General features: G+C 63.2%; 19 protein-coding genes. 11 read left to right on the top strand and 8 right to left on the bottom strand.

Features of this window, described 5'->3' with window-relative positions; all coding sequences use genetic code 11:
- The 7 genes from ABW043_RS05070 to ABW043_RS05100 all read left to right on the top strand — a co-directional run.
- Positions 1 to 947, top strand: a 947-nt coding sequence (locus tag ABW043_RS05070; protein WP_353920145.1) for a methyl-accepting chemotaxis protein, incomplete at its 5' end; no start/stop codon positions are given.
- 148 nt (positions 948 to 1,095) lie between these two features.
- A complete protein-coding gene (locus tag ABW043_RS05075) occupies positions 1,096 to 1,791 on the top strand; it encodes a nucleotidyltransferase family protein (protein ID WP_353920146.1) in 696 nt (231 codons plus the stop codon).
- Positions 1,788 to 4,808, top strand: coding sequence for a double-strand break repair protein AddB (gene addB, locus ABW043_RS05080; protein ID WP_353920147.1), 3,021 nt, complete (start codon positions 1,788 to 1,790; stop codon positions 4,806 to 4,808). Before ABW043_RS05075 ends, addB begins: the two co-directional genes overlap by 4 nt.
- The gene (addA, locus tag ABW043_RS05085; RefSeq protein ID WP_353920148.1) at positions 4,805 to 8,236 is read left to right on the top strand and encodes a double-strand break repair helicase AddA; all 3,432 of its coding nucleotides are present in this window, start codon (positions 4,805 to 4,807) and stop codon (positions 8,234 to 8,236) included. Before addB ends, addA begins: the two co-directional genes overlap by 4 nt.
- Positions 8,237 to 8,315: 79 nt before the next feature.
- Positions 8,316 to 8,639: a thioredoxin gene (trxA, locus tag ABW043_RS05090; RefSeq protein ID WP_056312572.1), complete on the top strand. Its 324-nt coding sequence runs from the start codon at positions 8,316 to 8,318 to the stop codon at positions 8,637 to 8,639.
- A 146-nt stretch (positions 8,640 to 8,785) separates the two neighbouring features.
- Positions 8,786 to 9,109 carry a thioredoxin gene (gene trxA, locus ABW043_RS05095; RefSeq protein WP_353920149.1) on the top strand — a complete coding sequence of 108 codons (324 nt, stop codon included), beginning with the start codon at positions 8,786 to 8,788 and terminating at the stop codon, positions 9,107 to 9,109.
- A gap of 105 nt (positions 9,110 to 9,214) precedes the next feature.
- Positions 9,215 to 10,885 (top strand): glycoside hydrolase family 3 protein, encoded by a 1,671-nt coding sequence (locus tag ABW043_RS05100; protein ID WP_353920150.1) that lies wholly within the window; start codon positions 9,215 to 9,217, stop codon positions 10,883 to 10,885.
- 6 nt (positions 10,886 to 10,891) lie between these two features.
- On the opposite strand, the gene ABW043_RS05105 is transcribed toward ABW043_RS05100, so the two are convergent.
- The 6 genes from ABW043_RS05105 to rpmI form a co-directional block, all read right to left on the bottom strand.
- The gene (locus tag ABW043_RS05105) at positions 10,892 to 12,187 is read right to left on the bottom strand and encodes a bifunctional folylpolyglutamate synthase/dihydrofolate synthase (RefSeq protein WP_353920151.1); all 1,296 of its coding nucleotides are present in this window, start codon (positions 12,185 to 12,187) and stop codon (positions 10,892 to 10,894) included.
- Between the two features lie 165 nt (positions 12,188 to 12,352).
- The gene (gene pheT, locus ABW043_RS05110) at positions 12,353 to 14,776 is read right to left on the bottom strand and encodes a phenylalanine--tRNA ligase subunit beta (protein WP_353920152.1); all 2,424 of its coding nucleotides are present in this window, start codon (positions 14,774 to 14,776) and stop codon (positions 12,353 to 12,355) included.
- Positions 14,777 to 14,787: 11 nt separating this feature from the next.
- Positions 14,788 to 15,831: an ASCH domain-containing protein gene (locus ABW043_RS05115; protein WP_353920153.1), complete on the bottom strand. Its 1,044-nt coding sequence runs from the start codon at positions 15,829 to 15,831 to the stop codon at positions 14,788 to 14,790.
- Positions 15,832 to 15,837: 6 nt separating this feature from the next.
- Positions 15,838 to 16,968 carry a phenylalanine--tRNA ligase subunit alpha gene (pheS, locus tag ABW043_RS05120; protein WP_353920154.1) on the bottom strand — a complete coding sequence of 377 codons (1,131 nt, stop codon included), beginning with the start codon at positions 16,966 to 16,968 and terminating at the stop codon, positions 15,838 to 15,840.
- 113 nt (positions 16,969 to 17,081) lie between these two features.
- Complete coding sequence (gene rplT, locus ABW043_RS05125) at positions 17,082 to 17,483, bottom strand: 50S ribosomal protein L20 (RefSeq protein ID WP_353920155.1); 402 nt, start codon at positions 17,481 to 17,483, stop codon at positions 17,082 to 17,084.
- A gap of 19 nt (positions 17,484 to 17,502) precedes the next feature.
- Positions 17,503 to 17,703, bottom strand: a complete 201-nt coding sequence (gene rpmI, locus ABW043_RS05130; RefSeq protein WP_046105910.1) for a 50S ribosomal protein L35 — start codon at positions 17,701 to 17,703, stop codon at positions 17,503 to 17,505.
- A 291-nt stretch (positions 17,704 to 17,994) separates the two neighbouring features.
- Between rpmI and ABW043_RS05135 the strand changes: the two genes are divergently transcribed.
- A complete protein-coding gene (locus ABW043_RS05135; protein ID WP_353920156.1) occupies positions 17,995 to 18,306 on the top strand; it encodes a hypothetical protein in 312 nt (103 codons plus the stop codon).
- 56 nt (positions 18,307 to 18,362) lie between these two features.
- Here ABW043_RS05135 and ABW043_RS05140 read toward each other — a convergent pair whose 3' ends face one another.
- Positions 18,363 to 19,877, bottom strand: a complete 1,515-nt coding sequence (locus tag ABW043_RS05140; RefSeq protein WP_353920157.1) for an MFS transporter — start codon at positions 19,875 to 19,877, stop codon at positions 18,363 to 18,365.
- Between the two features lie 86 nt (positions 19,878 to 19,963).
- Here ABW043_RS05140 and ABW043_RS05145 point away from each other — a divergent pair, with 86 nt between their 5' ends.
- Entirely contained in the window at positions 19,964 to 20,506 is a 543-nt protein-coding gene (locus ABW043_RS05145; protein ID WP_353920158.1) for a TetR/AcrR family transcriptional regulator, read from the top strand.
- Here the strand turns inward: ABW043_RS05145 and ABW043_RS05150 are convergent.
- On the bottom strand, positions 20,503 to 21,354 hold the full coding sequence (locus ABW043_RS05150) for a glycosyltransferase family A protein (RefSeq protein WP_353920159.1): 852 nt from the start codon (positions 21,352 to 21,354) through the stop codon (positions 20,503 to 20,505). The genes ABW043_RS05145 and ABW043_RS05150 overlap by 4 nt on opposite strands.
- A gap of 118 nt (positions 21,355 to 21,472) precedes the next feature.
- On the opposite strand from ABW043_RS05150, the gene ABW043_RS05155 reads away from it, so the two are divergent.
- Both ABW043_RS05155 and ABW043_RS05160 read left to right on the top strand, forming a co-directional pair.
- Complete coding sequence (locus ABW043_RS05155) at positions 21,473 to 21,892, top strand: Hsp20 family protein (RefSeq protein ID WP_353920160.1); 420 nt, start codon at positions 21,473 to 21,475, stop codon at positions 21,890 to 21,892.
- Between the two features lie 17 nt (positions 21,893 to 21,909).
- Positions 21,910 to 22,194: a DUF1150 family protein gene (locus ABW043_RS05160; RefSeq protein ID WP_353920161.1), complete on the top strand. Its 285-nt coding sequence runs from the start codon at positions 21,910 to 21,912 to the stop codon at positions 22,192 to 22,194.
- Positions 22,195 to 22,213: the final 19 nt, after the last annotated feature.

Here is a 22,213-nt window from a genome sequence, read left to right on the forward strand (position 1 = left end):
TTGCCCGCCTCAAGGACGATACCAATGCCGTGGCCGAACGCCTCGGCGACATCGTCGGCCAGCTCCGCGCCACCTCCGGCACGCTGAAGCGCGCCACCGGCGAAATTCTTTCGGGTGCGAACGATCTCTCCGAACGCACGACGCGCCAGGCCGCGACGATCGAAGAAACCTCGGCGACGATGGAGCAACTGGCATCCACGGTGCTCGACAATGCCGGCAAGGCGGAAGCGGCCAGCAAGAAGGCCCGCAACGTCTCGCAGGCGGCCGAAGAGGGTGGCGAGGTGATGAACCAGGCGACCAAGGCCATGGACCGGATCACCGCCTCCTCCGCCAAAATCTCCAACATTATCGGGCTGATCGACGACATCGCCTTCCAGACCAATCTCCTCGCCCTCAACGCCTCGGTTGAAGCGGCGCGGGCAGGCGAAGCCGGCAAGGGTTTTGCCGTAGTCGCCGTCGAAGTGCGCCGCCTCGCCCAGTCCGCCGCCAGCGCCTCGGCCGATGTAAAACTGCTGATCGAACAGTCGGCCAGCGAAGTGAAGGGCGGCACGCAGCTTGTGGGCGCGGCAGCCGGAAAACTCGCCGGCATGCTCGACGCCATCCGCGAGAACACTGCCGACCTCGAAGCCATCGCCCAGGGCAGCCGCACCCAGGCCTCGGCAATCGAAGAAGTCACCATTGCCGTCCGCCAGATGGACGAGATGACCCAGCACAATGCGGCGCTGGTGGAAGAAACCAATGCCGCCATCGAACAGACCGAAGGCCAGGCCGTGCGCCTCGATGAGATCGTCGAGCAGTTCACTGTTTCGGCCTCGCCGGTTCGCGAGGCCGAACCGGCCCGTGGCATCAAGGGCATGCAGGACAAATTGAAGTCCGTCGCCAGCACCTATCTCCGCCGCAGCAGCGGCAATGCCGCGCCAAAACTGGAAGACTGGTCGGAGTTCTGACACCACGCCGTCACCCTCGGGCTTGACCCGAGGGCCCTGCACTGGCCGCGCCTACGTGAAGTGAAGTGTCCTCGGGTCAAGCCCGAGGATGACGGTTGGTGGTCGTGCGCCCCTAGACAATCACCCCCCTGCCCGGTTCTATCCCGGCATGGATACCCCCGACCGATTCCCCGATGTGATGCTGCTCGCTGCCGGCCTCGGCACCCGCATGCGTCCCCTCACCGACTCGCTGCCCAAGCCGCTGATTCCCGTGGCCGGCATCCCCCTCATCGAGCGCGTCATCGGCAATGCCCGGTCGGAAGGGGCAAAGCGTTTCGTCGCCAATGCCCACTATCGCGCCGACCAGGTGCTGGCCCATTTCGGCGGTCTTCTCAAAGTCAGCCGCGAGGACGAGCTTCTCGGTACCGGTGGCGGGGTGAAGCGGGCGCTGCCCATGCTTCATTCCGACCCCTTTTTCGTCATGAACACCGACGCCTTCTGGCCCGAAGGCAGCGACCAACCGCTCAAGCGCATGATCGCTCGCCATACCGGCCCCGAAGACATTGTCATGCTCTGCGTCCAGCCCCGCCGCGCCAGTGGCTTTTCGCGTAGCCACGATTTCTGTCTTGCCCCGGACGGCCTCGTCACCCGCGACTATGGCGCCCCGGTCATCTATGGCGGCGTACTGCTGCTCGGCCGCGAGCTCTTTGCCGATACCCCGGATGGCGAATTCTCGCTCTATCCGCTGCTCGAGGCGGCATTGGAGCGCGAGACCCTCAAAGGCGTCGTCCTCGACGCGCCCTGGTTCCATGTCGGCGACCCCGACGGCCTTGCCGAAGCCGAACGCCTTCTGGCCGCGTCATGACGATCTTCTCGATCGCCCCGCATTCGCCGTTCCTGCCGACCCTGGCCGACGCCGTCATGGATGGGCGTCTCCTTGGCAACTGGCCGCGCGACAATCCGTTCTGGCTCAGCGATGTCACCGTCATCCTGCCGACCCAGCGCGCCCGCGAAGCCCTGGCCGAGGCCTTTGCCCGACATCCCGGCTTCACCGGCCTCCTGCCCGATATCCGCACCTTTGGCGGCGACGAGGGCGATGAAGAACCCTTCCTGCCGCCCTTCGACGCTCCACCGAGCCTGCCGGCCGCAACGACGCTGGAGCGCCGCCTGATCCTCTCGCGGCTCGTTGCCGCCTGGGCCCATAGCCCGGCCGGTGGCCAGGCCTTCTCGACGCCACCGACTGCGGCCGAAATCTTCTCCATGGCCGACTCGCTCGCCCATGTCTTTGACGACCTCGCCATTGCCGAACGCGGCCCCGGCGAATTGCGCGCCCTCGGCGACCAGCTCGGCCCGGAACTCGGCGCCTATTGGCAGCAGACCCTCACCTTCCTCGATATTGCCCTCTCCGCCTGGCCCCACATGCTGGAGGAGAGAAAGCGCGCCGACCCATCACAGCTCCGCGGCGCCCGGCTCGACCGACAGGCCGAAGGCGCGCCGCTGATCTATGGCGATCGCCCGGTCATCGCCGCTGGTTCCACCGGTTCGATCCCGGCCACCGCCCGCCTTCTCAAGGCTCTCGAACACCTGCCGCGTGGCGCGCTCGTCCTACCAGGGCTCGACACCACAATGTCGTCCGAGACCCACGCGTCCCTGCTCGACCCAGGGCAGAGCCCGCACGGCCATCCGCAATATCACCTCGCAAAACTGCTTCGCACGCTAGGCGCCAGCCCGGCAGAGGTGATCGAACTCGCTCCCGGCGATCATCCCCGCACACCGCTCCTCCATCGTGCCCTGGCCCTGACTTCGGAAACCGCTCTCTGGGCCGAGCAAAGACCCGATGCTGAAACACGCAACGCGGCCTTGGCGGGTGTTTCGATCATCGCCGCGCGCCACGAGGACGAAGAAGCCCGCGCCATTGCCATTGCCGCGCGTGAGGCTCTCGCGAACAAACAGACTGTCGGTATCATTACGCCCGACCGAAATCTCGCGCGCCGCATCGCCGCCGAACTCGCGCGTTTTGACGTGGTCGTCGACGACGCCGCCGGCGCGCCGCTGTTCCAGTCGACCATCGGCCGCCTCGCCCGGCAGATTTTGACGCTCGCCGTCAATCAGTGCGCCGCCGTCGATCTCATCTCCCTCCTCCGCAACCGCGCCAGCCTCTTCGGGCGTAGCCGCGGCGAGATTTCCAACCTTGCCGACGACATCGAACTGGCCCTTTTGCGCGGACAAAGGCCAGCCCCCGGCCTTGATGGCCTGCGTACCGCACTTGCCCAACACCTCACCGAGCCTCCCAAAGGCGCCGCACGTCGCCTCAATGAGGCGCACGCCCCCGCCATCCTCGCGCTACTCGACGATATTTCCGCCGCGCTCACCCCGCTTACCCACCTCCTCGCCACTCCGCTGATCCGCGCCGCCGATCTCGCCGGCGCCATTGTCAGCGCCGTCGATCGCGTCGCCGCCGGCGCCCCGGTGCGAGGACGCGAAGAACTGCAATCCTGGGCCGATGAAATGGCCAAGCTGACCGGCGAGGGCCATGCCTTCTTTCCCGCCGGGCTTGATGCCGTGCTTTCAGCCCTCATGCAGGGTTTTCAGGTGCGCAACCGGGTGGACAGTCGCAAGGACATCGCCATCTGGGGCCAGATCGAAGCCCGCCTGATGTCGCCCGACCTGATGATCCTCGGCGCCCTCAACGAAGACATCTGGCCCGAGCCGGCCGATCCCGGCCCCTGGCTCAGCCGCGGCATGCGCCTCGCCACCGGCCTCGAGCCGCCAGAACGCCTGCAGGGCCTTGCCGCTCACGATTTTGCCCAGGCCATGGGCAATGCACGGGTTATCGTGGCCTATGCCGACCGCATCGGCACCAGCCCGTCCTTGCCCTCGCGCATGGTGCAGCGACTGGATGCCTTTGCCGGCGAAGACGCGGCCAAAGCCATGCGCCGGCGTGGCAGAGGCTGGATCGAGGCCGCGCGTGCCATCGACGCCGTGGAGACGGTCACCGCCGCCGCCCGTCCTCTCCCCAATCCGCCTGCCGCCATCCGCCCGCGAAAACTCTCGGTCACAGAGGTCGAGACGCTGATGCGCTCGCCCTATGATCTCTATGCAAAGCATGTCCTGAAACTGCGCCAGCTCGACCCGCTGGGCGATGTGCCCGATGCCCGCGAGCGCGGCACCATCATCCATGACGCCTTTGCCCGCTTCGTCGAGGAAGGTCATGATCCGACCGCGCCCGACGCCTTCGAAACGCTCATGACCATCGCCGCCGATGCCTTTTCGGGCCTCGAAGCCATCGGCGAGCGCCGCGACATCTGGCTCAAGCGTTTTGGTACGGCCGCCGAACAGTTTCTGGCTTTTGAGCGCGAACGCCACCCCCGCGTGCGCCAGCGCCATGCCGAAATCAAAGGCAAGATGCCGCTTCACCTCGCCGAACCATTTGAAATCACCGGCCAGGCCGACCGTGTCGACGAAATGACGGACGGCACCGTCGAAATTCTCGATTTCAAGACCGGCTCACCGCCCACCCCGGCCATGATGAAGGCTTTTGAAGCTCCACAGTTGCTGATGGAAGCCGTGATGACCCAGGCCGGCGCCATGGCCGGCATCACAGCGGCCCCGACCGGCGCCCTCACCTATGTAAAGATCGGCCTCGGCCCCGAGGCGTTCGTGCCCTCCGACTTCAAGGCGGCCGACGGCATGCCACTGATGGAAGCCGCCGACGAAATCAATCGTCGCCTCCAGAGCCATATCGACCATTTCCTTTTCCGTGACACGCCCATGCCAGCCCGGCTGCTGCCGCTCGCCGGCCAGCGTTTTGCCGGCCCCTATGATCATCTGGCGCGCGTTGCCGAATGGACGAGCGTCGATGGCGGGGAGGACGAGGCATGAGCGAAAATCGCGGCGAACTCGTCGTCCCCTTCGACACCAGCCGGGCGCAAAGCCGCGCCACCGATCCCAGCCATTCCATCTGGGTGGAGGCCAATGCCGGTTCGGGCAAAACCTTCGTGCTTACCCGCCGCGTGCTGCGGCTGCTGCTGGCCGGGGTAAAGCCGGAATCGATCCTCTGCCTCACTTATACCAAAGCGGCCGCCGCCGAGATGCGCAAACGCGTCTCCCAGCAACTGGCAGAGTGGGCCGTCATCGAAGAGAGCAAGCTGCGCGAGAAGCTGACAGACTTGCTCGGCACGCCACCCGACGGCCCCAGCCTTCACGCCGCCCGCACGCTTTTTGCCCGTGCCCTCGAAACGCCAGGCGGGCTGCGTATCCTCACCATCCACGCCTTCTGCGAGGCCGTGCTGCATCGCTTCCCCATCGAAGCCGGCGTGCCCTTCGATTTCTCGGTGATCGAGGATGACCAGCAGACCCAACTCATCATCGCCGCCCGCGAAAGCGTCCTCGCTGAAGGGCTGCGGGGCGGCGCCAATGGTGCAGCCGTTGAAACGCTCTTTCACCTCCTTAGCGACCATCACATCGGCGAAGCTATAGGCGCGGCCCTCTCCAAGGGCGCACGTTTGAAACCGCTCTTGGCTGATCCAGAAGGCGCCAAGGCGCGTCTGCGGCAGCTCGTAGGCGTGGATGGTACCAATGCCGCCGAACTGATCGAGAGCGTAACGCGCGAAACCCTGCTCACGCCTGAAATACTGCGCCAGATCGTGTCCGCGCTCGGCGGCGATCCCGCGGGCAATTCGCGCTGCGCGGATCTTTTGGCCCGTCTCGACCCAGACCGCCCCGAACCCGACCTCTTGCGTGCTGCCTTTTTCACCGGCAAAGGCGAGCCCCGCAGCCGGTTGATGGTGAAAAAGGAACAGGAAAACTACCCACATTTCCTTGATCTTCTCACCGCCGAGCAAGACCGCCTCGTCGCGCTGGATACGGAAATCCGCGGCGCCCAGCTTGCCGAGCGCAGCAATGCCGTGCTCGACATTCTGGTCGCGATCGCGCGTCGCTACGAGGATGACAAGCGCCGCCGCGCTTTGCTCGATTTCGACGACCTCGTCGACCGCCTCGGCGATCTCCTCGACAATCTCGAGATCGGGCCCTGGGTGCAGTACAAGCTCGATGCCGGCATCGAGCACATCCTCGTCGATGAAAGCCAGGACACCAATGACCAGCAATGGCGCGTGGTACGAGCCCTCGCCGCCGAATTCTTCGTCGGCGAAGGAGCGGCCCGACGCCCGCGCTCGGTCTTTGCCGTGGGCGACCAGAAACAGTCGATCTATTCCTTCCAGGGCGCCCAGCCAGCCCTTTTTGGCACCACCGGCTACGATTTTGCGCGCCGCGCGGAAGCGGCCGAAATGGCCTTTGCCCGCCTGCCGCTCCACACCAGTTTTCGGACGCTCTCGGGCATTCTCGACGCCGTCGACAAGGTCTGCGCCCGCTCCGATATCCAGCTTGCCCTTCTTGCCGCCGATCCGGTGCTGCACACTGCGGCTCGCAGCCAGCCCGGCGGCACGGTCACTCTCTGGCCACCGATCCAGGCGCAGAAATCCGAAGCCGGCGATGGACAATGGCCGCTCGAACCGCTGGAAGCCGAGCAGAGCGCCGCGCGCCAGGTGGCCATGCGCATCGCCCGCGAAATAAAAGGCTGGATCGACAATGGGCGTCCGCTCGCTCAGCGCGGTCGCGCCGTCACTGCCGACGACGTGCTTATTCTCGTCCAATCGCGCAGCGCCCTCTTTCAGGAAATCATCCGCGCCCTGCGCCTCCTGTCTGTGCCGACCCCCGGCGCCGACCGATTGGCCGTCACCGGCCACATCGCCGTGCTCGATCTCCTCGCCCTGATCGACGTGCTGCTCAATCCGGCCGACGACCTGCAATTGGCCGCGCTATTGCGCTCGCCGCTCTTCGACTTTTCCGAGGACGATCTTTTCAACCTCGCCGGCACCCGCGCCGATCGACAAACCCTGTGGTCGGCACTCCTCGCTTCGACCCTACCCGCAGCCCGCGCCGCCGCCGAGCGCCTCACTGCGTGGCGTTCGAACCTCGACTTCGAACGCCCCTTCGAGTTCCTGACCAAAGTTCTCTATGCCGATCAGGGCCTCAAACGCTTCCATGCCCGCCTTGGTACAGAAGTCGACGAAGTCATTTCCGAATTCCTGGAACTGGCGCTCAACCACGAGCAGAACGCGCAACCCTCGCTGCAGGGTTTTGCCGCCGACATGCGCCAGCGCAATGTCTCGATCAAGCGCGAGCTGGCCGAAGGTGGCGGCGGCGTTCGTGTGATGACCGTGCACGGCGCCAAGGGGCTCGAAGCCCCCATCGTCATCATGGCCGATGCCGCGAGCAAACCCGCCGCCAAGCAGGTCGGCAGCCCAATCTATATCGTCTCGGAAAATCCCGGCCCCCTCCTCATACACGCCTCCAATCAGCGCCAGCATGTCCCCGCAACTTTGGCGATCAAGGAAGCAACCGACGCCAATCTGGCGCAGGAATATTGGCGAAAACTCTATGTCGCTATGACCCGCGCCGAGGACGAGCTCTATGTCACCGGCGCCCTCACCCAGACCGGCAAGCTCGAGGGCTCATGGTACGAGGCCGTGGAATCGGCCCTCTCCGACAATGCCGAGGTTTTGGAACTTGCCGACGGCGCTTCGGCGCTGGTCTACCCCATCGTTCGTCCACACCCTGCCCCCATAGCTGGCTCGACGGCCCCTAGCGTAAAACCCGCCCGCTGGGTCGAGCCCGAACCACTGCCCGCGTTCGCGGCGCCGGCCACCACCTCGCCCTCGCGAGCGCATGAAGCCGACGCCGGTGAACCGGCGCTAGCCACCGCGGCTGAGCGTGTGCGCGATGCGGAAACCGCCCGCAAATCAGGCATCGCCCTCCACGCCCTCCTGCAGCACCTGGGCCGGATCGATCGCGACCTGTGGCCCAATGTGATTCCGCGCGCGCTCGAAGTGCTGCTCCCCGACATGCCGGACGAGCAAGCGCGGCTCGCCCCAAAGGCCCGATCCATTCTGGAAAAGCCCGAATTTGCCGATCTCTTCGGCGCAAGCAGCCGCGCCGAACTGCCGTTTCTGGTCGACGTCATTCGTGATGGGGAACCAATCCGCCTCTCTGGGCGTATCGATAGGCTCGTAGTTGACGACCACAGCGTGTTGGTGATCGACTACAAGTCCGACGCAACGGCGCCGAAAAGGGCTGACGACGTGCCTCCGAGGTACGTTACGCAACTGTCGCTTTATGCGCTGGTTGCAAGCCAGCTGTTCCCCGGCCGGACCGTTAGCGCGGCAATTCTGTGGACCGAGTTGGAATCATTGATGAATTTGCCGTCCGAGCTTCTCGAACAAGCGCGTGGGAATTTCACCCTCAAGTGAACGATCTTGTCCAAAGGCTGGACTCTCACCAGCTTTGGGAGCAAACAACCCACCGCTTTCAACCCAAAAGGCACAATAAATGACGAAGCACGTTTCCGACGCCACGTTTGGCGAGGAAGTCCTCAACTCCCAAGAACCCGTTCTGGTGGATTTCTGGGCCGAGTGGTGCGGGCCCTGCCGGGCGATCGCCCCCGTGCTCGATGAACTTTCCACCGAGCTCTCGGGCAAGGTGAAGATCGTCAAGCTCAACGTCGACGAAAACCCGTCGACCACCGTGAAGTATGGCGTCCGCTCCATCCCGACCATGATCCTCTTCAAGAACGGGGAAGCCGCCGACATGAAGATCGGTGCCGGCACCCCCAAGGCGGGCCTCACCAAGTGGCTCGAAGGCCACGCCGCCTAAGATTGCCTGCTGACCATTGCAAAGCACCGCTGGACCCGTCCGGCGGTGCTTTTTTGTTTGGCGGCGCAAAAGCATAAAACGCCATTGCTTCCCCCGGCCGGCAATCACGCCTAATTTCATCGCTTATTGCCGATGAAAGGTGACCCATGGCCCTCCATGTCAGCGACAGCAATTTTGCCGCCGAAGTCCTCCAGTCCGACCGCCCGGTGCTCGTCGATTTCTGGGCCGAGTGGTGCCCACCCTGCAAAGCCATGGCGCCCACCATCGACGCACTCGCCGAAGAGCTGGCCGACGATTTCAAGATCGTCAAACTGGACGTCGATTCCAATCCCGGCATTACCGTCGCCTACAATGTGCGCGCCATGCCGACGCTGATCATCTTCAAGAACGGCGTGCCGGTCGACCTGAAGGTCGGGGCCGGACAAAGCCGGGTCCAGCTCATCAAATGGCTGGAATCGCACGCCGCCTGAGCCTCCTTAGATTTGCCTCACAAACCCGTGAGGTTGGGCAGTGGTGGAGCCCTGCGGGCTCTGCTAGCACTATCGCAAAGCAAGACTGCCCCCGGAGAGCATCCTTTGGCCCCCATCGACTTGTCCCTAGCGCCCTTCAATCTGGACGAGGAGGCCATTGCCTGGGTGCATGCGACCCGCGATGGCCTTGCCCCGCGCGATAAGCTGGCCCAGCTTTTTGTTCTTCTGGCCCGCGGCCCGGCCGACGAGGCACTGGAAGCGGTCAAAGCCTTCCGCCCAGGCGGCATTACCCGCATCTATTCAGGCGATCTTGCGAGCGAAATCAGCTTTGCCCGCCAGCTCGATGCTGTCGGCCCTGCGCCCATGCTGGTCAGCGCTGATCTAGAAGGCAGCCGCATGAGCCTGCCTTTTGGGACCTCGGTGCCCAACCCGCTCGGCCTGGCCGCCGTCGACGACGTTGAGGCGACCACGGCCATTTCCACCATCATGGCCGAGGAAGCGCGCGCCGTCGGGCTCAACTGGAGTTTTACCCCAGTCATCGATATCAACGCCGCCTGGCGCAGCGCGATTGTCGGCACCCGCTCCTATGGCGGCGACATCGACAGGATCGAGCGCCACGCCCTGGCCCAGATCGCGGCCTTCCAGGCCAATGGCGTCGCCGCCACGGTGAAGCATTGGCCGGGCGAAGGGTATGACGACCGCGACCAACACTTGGTCACCACGATCAACCCGCTGACCATTGCCGAGTGGGAAGAACAATTCGGCCGGCTCTATCGCGCCGCCATTGATGCTGGCGTCCTGAGCGTCATGTCCGCCCACATCGCCTTCCCGGCTTTCGTGCGCGAGCTTGATCCCGAAGCGACCGCCGAAGCCTTCCGCCCTGCTTCGCTGAGCCGCCTCCTCAACGAGGTCCTGCTCCGCGAGCGCCTGGGCTTCCAGGGCCTCATCGTTTCCGATGCCACGCCAATGGCCGGTCTGGGTGATTGGGGCCCGCGCGACGAAACCCTGCCCGAACTGGTCATCGCCGGCTGCGACGTCATTTTGTTCTCGGACGATCCCAATGGCGATCTGATGCGCTTGGTGAAGGCCGTGGCCGATGGTCGCCTGACCCAGGAGCGCGTCGACGAGGCTGTCACGCGCATTCTGGCCCTCAAGGCCGCGCTTGGCCTCCACAGGGATCGCCCTGAGCCCAACCTCGATACGGCCAGCCGCGTGGTCGCAACGCCGGAAAAGCTCGCAAAGGCCAGGGAAGTCACCGCCCGCATGCCGACGCTGGTGAAGGACACGGCCAACCTGCTGCCGCTGTCCCCCGCAAAATACAAGCGCGTGCTTATCTACTCGACCGGCGCCGTGCAGCCCTTTGCCCCGGCGCCGATCCCGCTCTCCCTGCCCGATCGCCTGACGCAGGAAGGCTTTGAGGTCACGCTTCACACGCCCGACCTCGCCGTCCGCGCCAGCGACTACGATCTCGTGCTGTACCTCCTGGCGGAAGAAACCCTCCTCACCCGCAGCCGCATCTTCCTTGATTGGAAGGGCCTCACCGGCTCCGTCTTCGGCGCCATGCACCGCCACTGGCACGAAGTGCCGACGCTCATGGTCTCGCTCGGCTTCCCTTACTACCTCTACGACGCCCCGCGCGTGTCGACCTATGTCAACGCCTACGGCTCAAGCGACGCCATCCAGGAGGCCGTTCTCGACGCGCTTCTCGGCCGGGCGCCGTTTACCGGCACCAGCCCAGTCGACCCGTTCTGCGGTAGTGAGCAGGCGAAGTACTAAACCCAGTCAGTTCGGCGGCGTGCCGTTTTTCGCGAGCACGTCGCCGGCCAGATACAATGATCCGCAGATCAGTACCCGCGCATTCGGCACATCGGCGGCGGCCTTCAGCGCCGTCACGATGGAGCGCATCGGCATCGCGTCAAAACCCACATCACTGGCGCGCGTCACGATATGACCGGCCGGATGCGCGTTCTCTTCGCCCGGAATGGTCAGCGCCAGCACTTGCGGCCTGAAATCGGCAAAGACCTCCAGGAACTCGCCGGGGTCGCGATTGCTCATCATGCCCATGATCAAAATGAGCGGCGCCGGCCGGCTACGATCAAACTCGGCAATGGTCCGCGCCAGGGCCTTGGCGCCATGGGGATTGTGCCCGCCATCAAGCCAAAGCTCATGCCCCGCCGGCAGGAGGTCACGCAGCTTTCCCTCGCGGATCGGCTGCATGCGCGCAGGCCAGGTTACTTTGCGCAGACCCTCGGCAATCGCCGTTTCATCAACCGGCAATTCAAAATGCCGTGCCGCCGCAATGGCCAGGGCTGCATTGTCGAACTGGTGCGGGCCGAGCAGCGCCGGCGGCGGCAGGTCGAGCATGCCGGCTTCGTCGGTGTAGACGAGCCGCCCATCCTGCGCCGACCCATGAAAATCCTCGCCCTGCCAGAGCGGCGTGATCGCCAGCCGATGCGCGGCGCGCTCAAGCACCTTGTGCCCCTCGTCGCGCTGGATACCCATCACCGATTTCGAGCCACGCTTCAGAATACCGGCCTTGTTGGATGCAATCTCGACAATGGTCTTGCCCAGAAAACCCTGATGGTCGAAATCGACCGGCGTGATGATCGTGCCCAAAGGATGTTTGACGACATTGGTCGTGTCGTAAGTCCCGCCCATGCCGGTTTCGAGCAGCAGAAAGTCCGCCGGCGTCTCGGCAAAAAGCTTGAACGCCGTCACCGTCGTCACCTCGAAAAAGGTGATCCCGGCCCCGGCATTGATCTCTTCCACCTCTTCCAGCGCCGCATTCAGTTTTCGCGTGGAAACCAGTTCGCTCGCCAGCCGGATGCGCTCGTTGAAACGCACCAGATGGGGCGAATTATAGACATGCACCTTCTTGCCCGCCGCTTCGAGAAAAGCGCGGAGATAGGCGATGGTCGAACCCTTGGCATTGGTTCCCGCCACATGGATCGTGGGCGGCAGGTGGTCCTGCGGATTGCCCAGCTTTTCCAGGAGCGGCAGCATACGATCGAGACTGAGATCGATCAGCTTTGGATGCAGCCCAGACAGGCGTTTCAGAATGGCGTCGGTACGGGACACTGGTTTGTCTCCGGATGGGCAGAATAGGACGGCAAGGCGCTTGCCGTACCCCCACCCCGGCCCTACCCACAAGGGGGGAGGGAGGGCAGGAGCGATAGTTCAGTTTGCTCGGCCAGAAAGCCCAGCGTCTCCCTCCCCCTTGTGGGGAGGGATCAAGGGTGGGGGTTACTTCCGCAGTTCGCCGCCGGTCGTCTTGGTCACGGCCGCAACAATCGCCGAGGACACCTTTTCGATGTCCTCGTCGGTCAATGTACGATCGCGCGGCTGCAGGGTTACTTCGATGGCTACGGACTTTTTGCCTTCGCCAACGTGCACACCTTCGAACACGTCGAAGATACCAACATCAGCGATGAGCGCCTTGTCCGCACCCTTGGCCGCGCGCAGGATCGTGGCCGCCGCCACGCCCTTGTCCATTACGAAAGCAAAGTCGCGGAAAACCGGCTGGAACTGGCTGAGGTCAATCGCCGGCTTGGTCTTGGTCGCCTTCTTGCGCGCTTCGGGCAGGGCATCGAGGTCGATTTCGAACGCCGCAACCGGCCCCGAAATATCAAGATCCGCTGCCAGCGCCGGGTGCAGTTCGCCGAACCAGCCCAGCGTCACTTTTGGCCCCAGCGCAAAACGCCCGCCGCGACCCGGATGGCTCCAGCTCGCCGCCTCGGACAGCACCTGCACCTTGTCGACGTCGACACCAAGCGCATCGAGCACCGCGGCAAGATCAGCCTTGGCATCCCACACGGTCACCGCCTCGGCCTTGCCCGACCAATGGCGACCGGCGCCGTCGATCTTGGCTGTGCCGGTACGCACGCCGGAGGCATAGGTGTGCTGGCCTTCCGGCTTATCGGAAAGGAAGATCTGCCCGACTTCGAACAGGCTCACATCGGCAAAACCTCGATTGGCATTGCGACGTGCACCCGCCAACAGGCCCGGCAGCAACGAGGGCCGCATGTCGGTCATGTCGGACGCGATGGCATTGGCAAGCTGACGATCGTCCGTACCGCCGCCAAAGCGCGTGGCTTCGTCATGCGAAATGAAGCTCCAGGTGACAGCCTCATCGAGGCCACGCGACGCCAGGACGCGACGCGCAATGCGACGACGGTTCTGGATGGTGGTCAGGATACGCGGCGCGACGTGATTGAGCCGGGCCAGCGGCTCCACCGGCACATTGTCGACGCCCACCATGCGCATGACCTCTTCGACGAGGTCAGCCTTCTGGGTGACATCGGGACGCCAGCTCGGCACTTTTACCGTGCGCTTGTCGCCCGAACCCTCGGCCACAAAGCCAAGCGCTGCGAGAATAGCCTCGATCTTCTCCGGAGACACTTCCAAGCCGGTCAGGCGACGCACTTCGCCAAGCGGGAATTCCACCGTGGTATTGGCAAACACGTCCTCGCCGGAGATCGCCGGCTCGGCCGGTTCGCCGCCACAGAGTTCGAGCACCAGGCGCGTCGCCAGTTCCATGCCCGGCTCGGTCAGCGCCGGGTCAACCGAACGCTCCAAACGATAACGCGCATCGGAAACAATCCCGGTCTTGCGGCCGGTGCGGGCGATCAGCTCCGGATCCCAGCTCGCGCATTCCATGAAAATGTTCGTCGTCTCGTCGGTCACACCCGAGCGAATACCGCCCATGATGCCGCCAAGGCACAGGGGCCCCTTGTCGTCAGCAATAACCGTCATGGTCTCGTCGAGCGTATAGACCTTGTTGTCGAGCGCATCGAATTCTTCGCCGCGCGCATTGCGCAGCACCATGGTGCCCTCAACCTTGTCGGCGTCATAGGCGTGCAGCGGTCGGCCCCAGCCGAGCGAGACGAGGTTGGTGATATCGACAATGGTGTTGATCGGACGCAGGCCCACGGAACGCAGGCGCGCCTGCAGCCAGTCCGGCGAAGGGCCGTTCTTCACATTGGCAATATAGCGGCCGGCAAACTTCCGGATCGCCTTGGGTTCTTCGCCCGAAAACTGCTGAGGCAGCGGCGCAATCGGGCTCTTGCCCTTGGACGGCACTGCGGAAAAATCGGTCTTCTTCAGCGTGCCGAGGCCAAAGGCGGCGAGATCGCGCGCCACGCCGTAGACACCGGTCGCGTCGCCGCGGTTGGGCGTGATGGAGATATCGAAAACCACGCCATTGATGCCGGCATAGTCGACATATTTTTGGCCGATCGGCGCATCGTCAGGCAGGGTGATGATTCCGTCATGGTCGTTGGAAAGCTGCAGTTCTGCAGCCGAGCAGAGCATGCCGTTCGACGGCGCACCGCGAATGACGACGCCACCTTTGAGCTCAAAATCCTTGCCCGGAATATAGGTACCGGGGAAGGCGAAGACGCTCTTCATGCCCGTCTTCACATTCGGCGCGCCGCAGACGACGTCGATCAGCTCGCCGGTCCCGGCATCGACCTTGCAGATATTGAGGTGATCCGAATTGGGATGCGGCTTGGCCTCAACCACATGGGCAATGACGAATTTTTCGAGCGCCTTGCCCTGCGATTCTATGCCTTCCACCTCAAGACCGATCATGGTCAGCGCCTTGCCGATCTCTTCGGTCGAGGCCGTGGTCTCGAGATGTTCCTTGAGCCAATCAAGCGTGAATTTCATGTTTTGGGACCTTAGCGGAAGTCACTCTTGCTGCCGTTGATCGGCGGCAGCGCGGACGAAAGTTGAAAGAGTTCGACGAGCACATTGGCAAAGCCGCGGGCGTCGTCGATGGCTCGGTGGGTATGGGGGATATGGCCGTAGAATTCGGCCGGCAGCTTGCTCATGCCCCAATCGAGATAGGGCGCGCCGCGCAGCGTTCCGGCCATGGTATAGAGGCAGACGCCGCCACCGCGAAAAATCTGGCGACCCTTGAAGGGACCGCTCAGCGCCCGCGTGCCGGCATATTCATCGAGATAATGGTCCATCCAGAGACCATCGAAAATCATCGGCGCCGCCACGAAAACCTTTGGGCCGGGCAGGCTTTCCACCCAGTCGGCAAAGCGCGGCATGACAACGGCCGGGTCCTCGGCGCCCTCAGTCGCCGCCTTCCAGGCCTCGGGCTGGGTCTTCCACCAGTCCATGGTCATTTCGTTCTGCGTGCGATCGGCCTTGGGTTTTAACACCGCTTCAAACTCGCCATGCCGCGTGCCGTCAGCTTCGATAGCCACCGAAGCAAAGCTCAGCATGGAATTGTGCAGCGGTGTCGGCCCGTCGGATTCGATGTCGGTGACAATGAAGATCGACCGCGCTACGCGATTGTAGAGTTCACGCCCAGCCGGAAGCACCGTCACCAGCCGGAATTTTTCACATACAACCTGCATGTCTGGCGCAAAGCCGCCATTGCGCGAGAAGTAAGCCTCGTGCTCCCTGCGCCATTTGGCATAGGGGCCTTCGCCCTCGAGATCGGTGAAGCTGGGGTCCACCGCATCGAAGGCCATGATGTCGATCGACAGCGTCTCGATCACCGCCGCCGGCTCGCCTGCGCCGTTGAGCACGACATCGCGCCGCCCGACGACGGGCATGGCTTCCTTGCCCTCTTCATAGTCGCGCAGCGCCCCGCAGGTCGCGGTCTTCTTGCCGGCCAACACCAGGCCAAGCAATTCCTCATTCAACTCCGGCGAGTCGCCGAAGCTGAAGGTTATGGTATTGGCATATTCGGGCGGAAGCGAAGCCATCTGAGCCTAGCTCGAAAGCCCACCGAACAGCGTCGGCAGATCAAGCGGGCGGAACCCGTAATGCTCGATCCAGCGCTGGTCGGCGTCAAAGAAGGCGCGCAGATCGGGCATGCCGTATTTCAGCATGGCGAGGCGATCGATGCCCATGCCCCAGGCAAAGCCCTGGTAGACGTCGGGATCGAGCCCGGCATTGCGCAGCACATTGGGATGCACCATGCCGCAGCCCAGGATTTCGAGCCAATCATTGCCTTCGCCGATCTTCACTTCAGAGCCCGAGCGATCGCATTGCACGTCGACTTCCATCGACGGCTCGGTGAAGGGGAAGAAGCTCGGACGGAAGCGCAGGGTGACGCTTGGCACTTCGAAAAAGGCTTTCAGGAATTCTTCGAGCACCCAGCGCAACTGGCCAATATGCGAATCCTTGTCGATGACGAGGCCTTCGACCTGATGGAACATCGGCGTGTGCGTCTGGTCTGAGTCATTGCGATAGGTGCGGCCGGGCATGACGACGCGGATCGGCGGATCCTGCGACGGGGTCAGGTAGGAAGCGGCCGGCTTTTCGTTGGTCTTTTGCATCACGCGCACCTGCACGGGCGAGGTGTGGGTCCGCAAAACCTTCTTCACCCCGTCCGGACCGGGCTTCATGAAGAAGGTGTCGTGCATTTCGCGCGCCGGGTGACCCTCGGGGAAATTCAGGGCGGTGAAATTGTAGTGGTCGGTCTCGATATCGGGACCTTCGGCAATGGCGAAACCCATGTCCGAGAAAATGGCGGTGATTTCGTCGATGGTCTGGGAAATGGGGTGAATGCGGCCCTTGGCGGTCGGGGCCGGGGGCAGCGGCAGGGTCACGTCGACCGTTTCAGCCTTCAGCCGCGCCTCGAGCGCCGCGCCCTTCAATTCGGTGCTGCGCGCTTCGATCAGGCCAGCAATATCGTTCTTGAGGCCGTTGATCGCGGGGCCCGCGCTTTTCCGATCCTCGGCAGCCATGGAGCCGAGCGTACCGAGCAGGGCCGAGACCGAACCCTTCTTGCCGAGGGCCGCGACACGCACGGTGTCGAGCGCGGCTTCGGTGTCGGCAGCGGCGATCGCAGCGCTCAATTCGGCGCGCAGGGTTTCAATCTGGGTTTCCAAGGACATCGGGAGCTCTCGGTGAAAATTCAGGTGCGGTTAGACCAAAACAAAACGCCCCGCGCCAGCCCCTTTCGGGGTGGCGCAAGGCGCAATTTCGACCTCAGCGAAGCTGGGTTAGCTTAGGCGGTAACGCGAGCGTGGGTAACGGTATCAACGCTTGCGAGATATGCCAGAGCTGCCTTGGCCTTGACGACCAGGGCGCCGAACGCTTCGGGCTGAGTGATCGCGAGATCGGACAGCACCTTACGGTCGACTGCAACCTCAGACTTGCTGAGGCCGTCGATAAATCGGTTGTAGGTCAGGCCGTGTTCGCGGACGGCAGCGTTGATACGCTGGATCCAGAGAGCGCGGAAGTTGCGCTTCTTGACGCGACGATCGCGATACGCGTACTGGCCGGCCTTTTCGACGGCCTGCTTGGCGATACGGATCGTAGACTTACGACGGCCATAATAGCCCTCGGCGGCCTTCAAGACCTTCTTATGACGGGCGTGGGCTGTTACGCCTCTTTTTACGCGTGACATTTTCTAGTGTCCTTCCAGCTTAGCGGTTGTACGGCATGTACCACTTCACCAGACCCTCGTCGCCCTTGGACAGGATCTTGGTGCCGCGGTTGGTGCGGATGTACTTGGCGTTGTGGCTGATCAGGCGGTGGCGCTTGCCGGCAACGCCGGCCTTCACCTTACCGGTAGCAGTGAAGCTGAAACGCTTCTTTGCGCCGGACTTGGTCTTCATCTTGGGCATTTTGCGGGTCCTTATAGGAAAACAGGATGGATTTGGGCCCATCGCATTCAAAGATCGCCACGGCATGCCTTTTGGCCGGGCGATCCGGAGATGGCGCTCTATAGGAGGAATGGCAGGGAAAGGCAAGTGGCCCCGGGGCGTGACACGCGGGCTACGATTGCCCCCGGATTTGGATCACACACAAATGAGTGTTCCACCTTACCGAACATTCACGAAACCCAAACGGGGTCTCAAGCGTAACTCCTTCATGCTCCCCAATACGGAGCAGCAATTTTGAAACAGGAGCCTATCATGCGTCTTATCAAAGCCGTTGCCGTTGCCGCAATCCTTGCCACCACTGCTGGCGCCGCCATGGCGAGCCCGTTCGATGCCCGTGGTTCGGTGCAGTCGCTCGACAATGCCAATTACGCCACCGTGCTGAAGGTCAATGCGGGTGAAGCCCGTTCGCTGGCCATCAACGTCGATACCGCTGCACTGCAGCAGCGCGTCAAGAACAACCCGGCACTGGCCCGCACGGTCACCGATCAGGGTTTTACCATTGACCAGATCGTCGGCCTTGATGCGAGCCAGGACGGTACCAACGTCACGCTTTACGCTCTCTGATCTCTCGAGAGCATCACGATACGGGCGGCCAATCGGCCGCCCTTTTTTTGCGTCGACTAATGCGCGCCAACCGATGCTTCGCTGTCGTTGTAGTTTCTCAGGGCAACGAAGACCGCGACGGTGAGGAGGCCGATCAGGCTCGCTGCGCTGAGCAACACCAGGCCATGCGCATCCGAAAAGGCCAGGCGTGCTGCTTCCACCAGCGGCGCACCCGCTGCCCCGAGCTGTTCGGCGGCAAACATGGTCTCGCCAATCGAATGGCTCGCGCTCTCGGGCAGGTTTTGCGCCATGTCCGCCGGAATGCGCAGAGCGCCCGAATAGCTCGACGCCAGCAGCACGCCGAAGAAGGTGATGCCAAGGCCCGCACCCAGTTCATAGCCGGTGCCCTCGAGCGAACCGGCGACGCCCGCCTTGTCGGCCGGGGCGCTCGACATGATGGCGATGGATGAGGCCGTGAGGCCAATGCTGAGCGCCAGGCCCAGCGTCACCATCAGCACCATCACGCCCGGTCCGGGGTTATGAAAGTCGCTGAACCCGAGACCTGCGAGGCTGAGTGCAGCAACGCCAAGCGAGGCCACAGCCACCGTGCGCAGGCCCGCATAGCCCACGGCAAAGCCGGCCAGCGGCCCGCCAATGCCGGACGCAATCACCAGCGGCAGCATGAAGAGGCCGGCCTGGAGTGGGCTATAGCCCACCACAAACTGCAGTTCCTGCGCCACGGTCAGTTCGACACCGGCCAAGGAGCCGCAGACCACCAGCGCCATCACCATGCCCATGCTAATCGCCGGCCGCGAGAAGAGGCTGAGATCGAGCATAGGTTCGGCAGAACGCATCTGCTGGCGCACGAACCAGGCAAGAAGACCGATGCCGGCCACCAGGGTCATACCGGTCACGACGGGTGAACTTCCCGCCTTGAAACCTGACTTGATGGCATAGACCGTCGCAATCAGGCCCGCGATCAGCACCAGCGCCTGGCCGATGGTCCAATTGCCCTGCGATGTCGTCTCGCGCCGTGGAATGGTGAAGTAGGCCAGCGGCCAGACCACCATCATCACCGGCACGTTGATGAGAAAGACCGAACCCCACCAGAAATGTTCGAGCAGCGCGCCGCCCGCCAGCGGACCCAATGCGGCGCCGGCCGAGCCGACCGTACCCCATAGACCCAGAGCCAGAGCGCGTTCCTTGGAATCCTCAAAGGTCTGGCGGATGATGGCCAGCACATTGGGCATGATCATCGAGGCGCCAAAGGCCAGGGCAACGCGCGCGCCGATCAGAACTGCGGCGTTTGGTGCAAAGGCCGCCAGGATCGAGGCTGCCAGAAAGACCACGAGACCGGTCAGCATCATGCGCCTGTGACCGACGCGGTCAGCCAGCGTGCCCATGGGTACGAGCAGACCCGCCATCATCAGCGGGTAGATATCGATGATCCACAAAATTTCAGTGCCGCTCGCGCCCAGCGCCAAAGTCAGGGAGGGCACAGCGATATGAAGGATCGTCATGTCGATGACGACGGGAAGAAAAGCCAGCATGACGGCCAGCAACACCAGCCAGCGGTTGCGCGGGGAAGACATTTTGAAACCTCTTTGCCGGCATAAACCTATCACTGCCGAGCGAGGCACTATATAAATCCGTCTGGACGGATTGAAAAGAGGGTGCGATGGGCCGGAAACAGACAATTGATCGCGGCGCCCTGCTCGATGCGGCCGAGCGCGTGGTGCTGCGCGATGGCGCGGGCCAGCTCACCATGGATGCCGTCGCGGCCGAGGCCGGGGTCAGCAAGGGTGGGGTGCTATATGCTTTTCCCAGCAAGGACGCGCTGATCGACGCGCTGTTCAACCGGGCCTTCGCGGCCATGGACGAAATCGGCGCCGCGTTTCTGGCGTCGGCCGGCGATACGCCGGAAAACCGGGTGCGGGCCCATGTATTGGGCAGCAAGGGCGCCAGCGAACTCGTCACCGAACGCTCCCTGGCGCTGATCGCCAATTTCATGCGCTCACCGCACTATCGCAAAGGCGCGCAGGACTATTATCGCCAGGCCCTAGCCAAGCTCGACGTGACGACGCCATCCGGCCGACGCGCTCGCCTCGCGCTGCTCGCGGTCGAAGGCGCAGCTACCCTGCGCGGCTTTGATTTCTACCCGATCACCGAAAAGGACTGGCAGGACATCCATGCCGACGTCCTCGACCTGTTACTCGATTAGGCTCTTGCCGCCTTGAGCATGGGCTCGATGTGGTTTTCAAACAGCAGGCCCGGCTCGTCGCGGAGCGCTGCGCCATAGGCTGCCTCTGCCGCCAGCGATACGCGCAGGAACCGCGCTACGCCCGCCACATCCACCGCCGAAAGCCCATAAAAACCCGCTTCGAGCCGGCGCAGGATTTCGGTCTTTGAGGCAATCATGCCCGCGGCCACGTCCTTGCCATTGCTCATCGAGCCATCGCGCTTGATGTAGTCATGGAGGGGTGCGCCGAGGTGCATGGAGAGCGGGGTCTTCCGATAGAGCTGCAGCAGCAGTTCGAGATCCGTCATATTGCTCAGCGTCGGGTCGTAGCGGGCATCGGTGCGCGTCCGGTCCCAGACCACCATGGAATCCATGGAAAGGCTCACCCATTTGTGCTCGCCCGGCGTCAGTTCCCGGTCCGGCCCGTCCCCGACATAGCGCAGGTGACCGAATTCCATGGTCATGACATCGAGCGCCGTCGTCACGATCGCGTGGCTTTGCAGCGCCGCTACGGCCAGCTCCAGCTTTTGCACTTTCAGCCGGTCGTCCGCATCGAGAATAGCGACGTAAGGCACCTGCAATTGCTCAAGCGCCACATTGCGCGTCCGCGACGCGCCGGTGCCCATGCCCCCGCTCGTCATGAAGACCTGACGGTCATCCTTGAGGCCGTGCCCATCGAGAAACGCCGCATAATCGAACCCGTCATCGGCAATGATAAAGTGCTGCCAATGGGCATAGGTCTGGCTCAGCACGCTTTGCACCGTGGTGGGCAGCGTGTCCTGGGCGCGAAAGGCGGGGGTGATAACGGCGACGGTCTGGGACTGGCTCATGGAGGGGCCTCTCAGGCTTGAACAGGCAGGCCATAGGACCCATATCTGCCTCAGCCTGTCGATGCCAGAGTTTTGGGTCGACAGTAATCGTTGCTTGCTTGAAACAAGGACGGCGTAGATGTCGCGTATATCGGTCTTTTCCGCGCCCTTTCTCCTCGGCTTTGACAGCTTTGAGGAAAGGATCGATCGGCTCGCCCGGTCTGCGGACGGCTACCCCCCTTACAATATCGAGCGCACCGTCGGCGAAGACGGGTCGGAACGCTTCATCATCTCCATCGCGGTTGCCGGATTCTCCCAATCCGAACTCGAAGTGATGAACGAAGACAACCAGCTCAATGTTCGCGGAAAGCAGAAGGATGAGCCGGGGCGGGAGTTCCTGCACCGGGGCATTGCCGCCCGGCAATTCCAGCGCACTTTCCTCCTTGCCGATGGAATGATCGTGAAAGATGCAACTTTGAGCCATGGCATGCTCGTTATTGCTCTTGAGCGTCCTCGCGCGCCCAAGCTTGCCCGCCGTATCGACATTCGCTCGCTGTAAAGGAAAGGGCCAAAAAAATGATGGATAGACGCAATACCGACGCCGTTCCTGCCGATGTGCACCCGCTTCGGCACCTGACCGAAGCCCAGTTCGCTGCCCTTGGTGGCAGTGCCGTGGCCTATATCAAGCCGGTTTCCGGCCTCGTGCTGTCAAGCATGATCCACGACGCAGAATTCAACGATGGCGAGCTCTACCAGCTCGTCATGTCCGCAGACGGCACGCCGCTGATGGTGGCCGATACCGCCGATGCCGTCACCGAATGGCTCGGTGACAAGAATCTGGGCCTTGCGACCCTTCACTAGGGTTCACCCATGCCAAAGA

It is taken from the genome of Devosia sp. (genome assembly GCF_040509215.1).
Taxonomy (GTDB): Bacteria; Pseudomonadota; Alphaproteobacteria; order Rhizobiales; family Devosiaceae; genus Devosia.

Coding starts and splice junctions, on each gene's coding strand:
- ABW043_RS05075 (WP_353920146.1), top strand. CDS start 1,096: ATGGATACCCCCGACCGATTCCCCGATGTGATGCTGCTCGCTGCCGGC.
- addB (WP_353920147.1), top strand. CDS start 1,788: ATGACGATCTTCTCGATCGCCCCGCATTCGCCGTTCCTGCCGACCCTG.
- addA (WP_353920148.1), top strand. CDS start 4,805: ATGAGCGAAAATCGCGGCGAACTCGTCGTCCCCTTCGACACCAGCCGG.
- trxA (WP_056312572.1), top strand. CDS start 8,316: ATGACGAAGCACGTTTCCGACGCCACGTTTGGCGAGGAAGTCCTCAAC.
- trxA (WP_353920149.1), top strand. CDS start 8,786: ATGGCCCTCCATGTCAGCGACAGCAATTTTGCCGCCGAAGTCCTCCAG.
- pheT (WP_353920152.1), bottom strand. CDS start 14,776: ATGAAATTCACGCTTGATTGGCTCAAGGAACATCTCGAGACCACGGCC.
- ABW043_RS05115 (WP_353920153.1), bottom strand. CDS start 15,831: ATGGCTTCGCTTCCGCCCGAATATGCCAATACCATAACCTTCAGCTTC.
- pheS (WP_353920154.1), bottom strand. CDS start 16,968: ATGTCCTTGGAAACCCAGATTGAAACCCTGCGCGCCGAATTGAGCGCT.
- rplT (WP_353920155.1), bottom strand. CDS start 17,483: ATGTCACGCGTAAAAAGAGGCGTAACAGCCCACGCCCGTCATAAGAAG.
- rpmI (WP_046105910.1), bottom strand. CDS start 17,703: ATGCCCAAGATGAAGACCAAGTCCGGCGCAAAGAAGCGTTTCAGCTTC.
- ABW043_RS05135 (WP_353920156.1), top strand. CDS start 17,995: ATGCGTCTTATCAAAGCCGTTGCCGTTGCCGCAATCCTTGCCACCACT.
- ABW043_RS05140 (WP_353920157.1), bottom strand. CDS start 19,877: ATGTCTTCCCCGCGCAACCGCTGGCTGGTGTTGCTGGCCGTCATGCTG.
- ABW043_RS05145 (WP_353920158.1), top strand. CDS start 19,964: ATGGGCCGGAAACAGACAATTGATCGCGGCGCCCTGCTCGATGCGGCC.
- ABW043_RS05150 (WP_353920159.1), bottom strand. CDS start 21,354: ATGAGCCAGTCCCAGACCGTCGCCGTTATCACCCCCGCCTTTCGCGCC.
- ABW043_RS05155 (WP_353920160.1), top strand. CDS start 21,473: ATGTCGCGTATATCGGTCTTTTCCGCGCCCTTTCTCCTCGGCTTTGAC.
- ABW043_RS05160 (WP_353920161.1), top strand. CDS start 21,910: ATGATGGATAGACGCAATACCGACGCCGTTCCTGCCGATGTGCACCCG.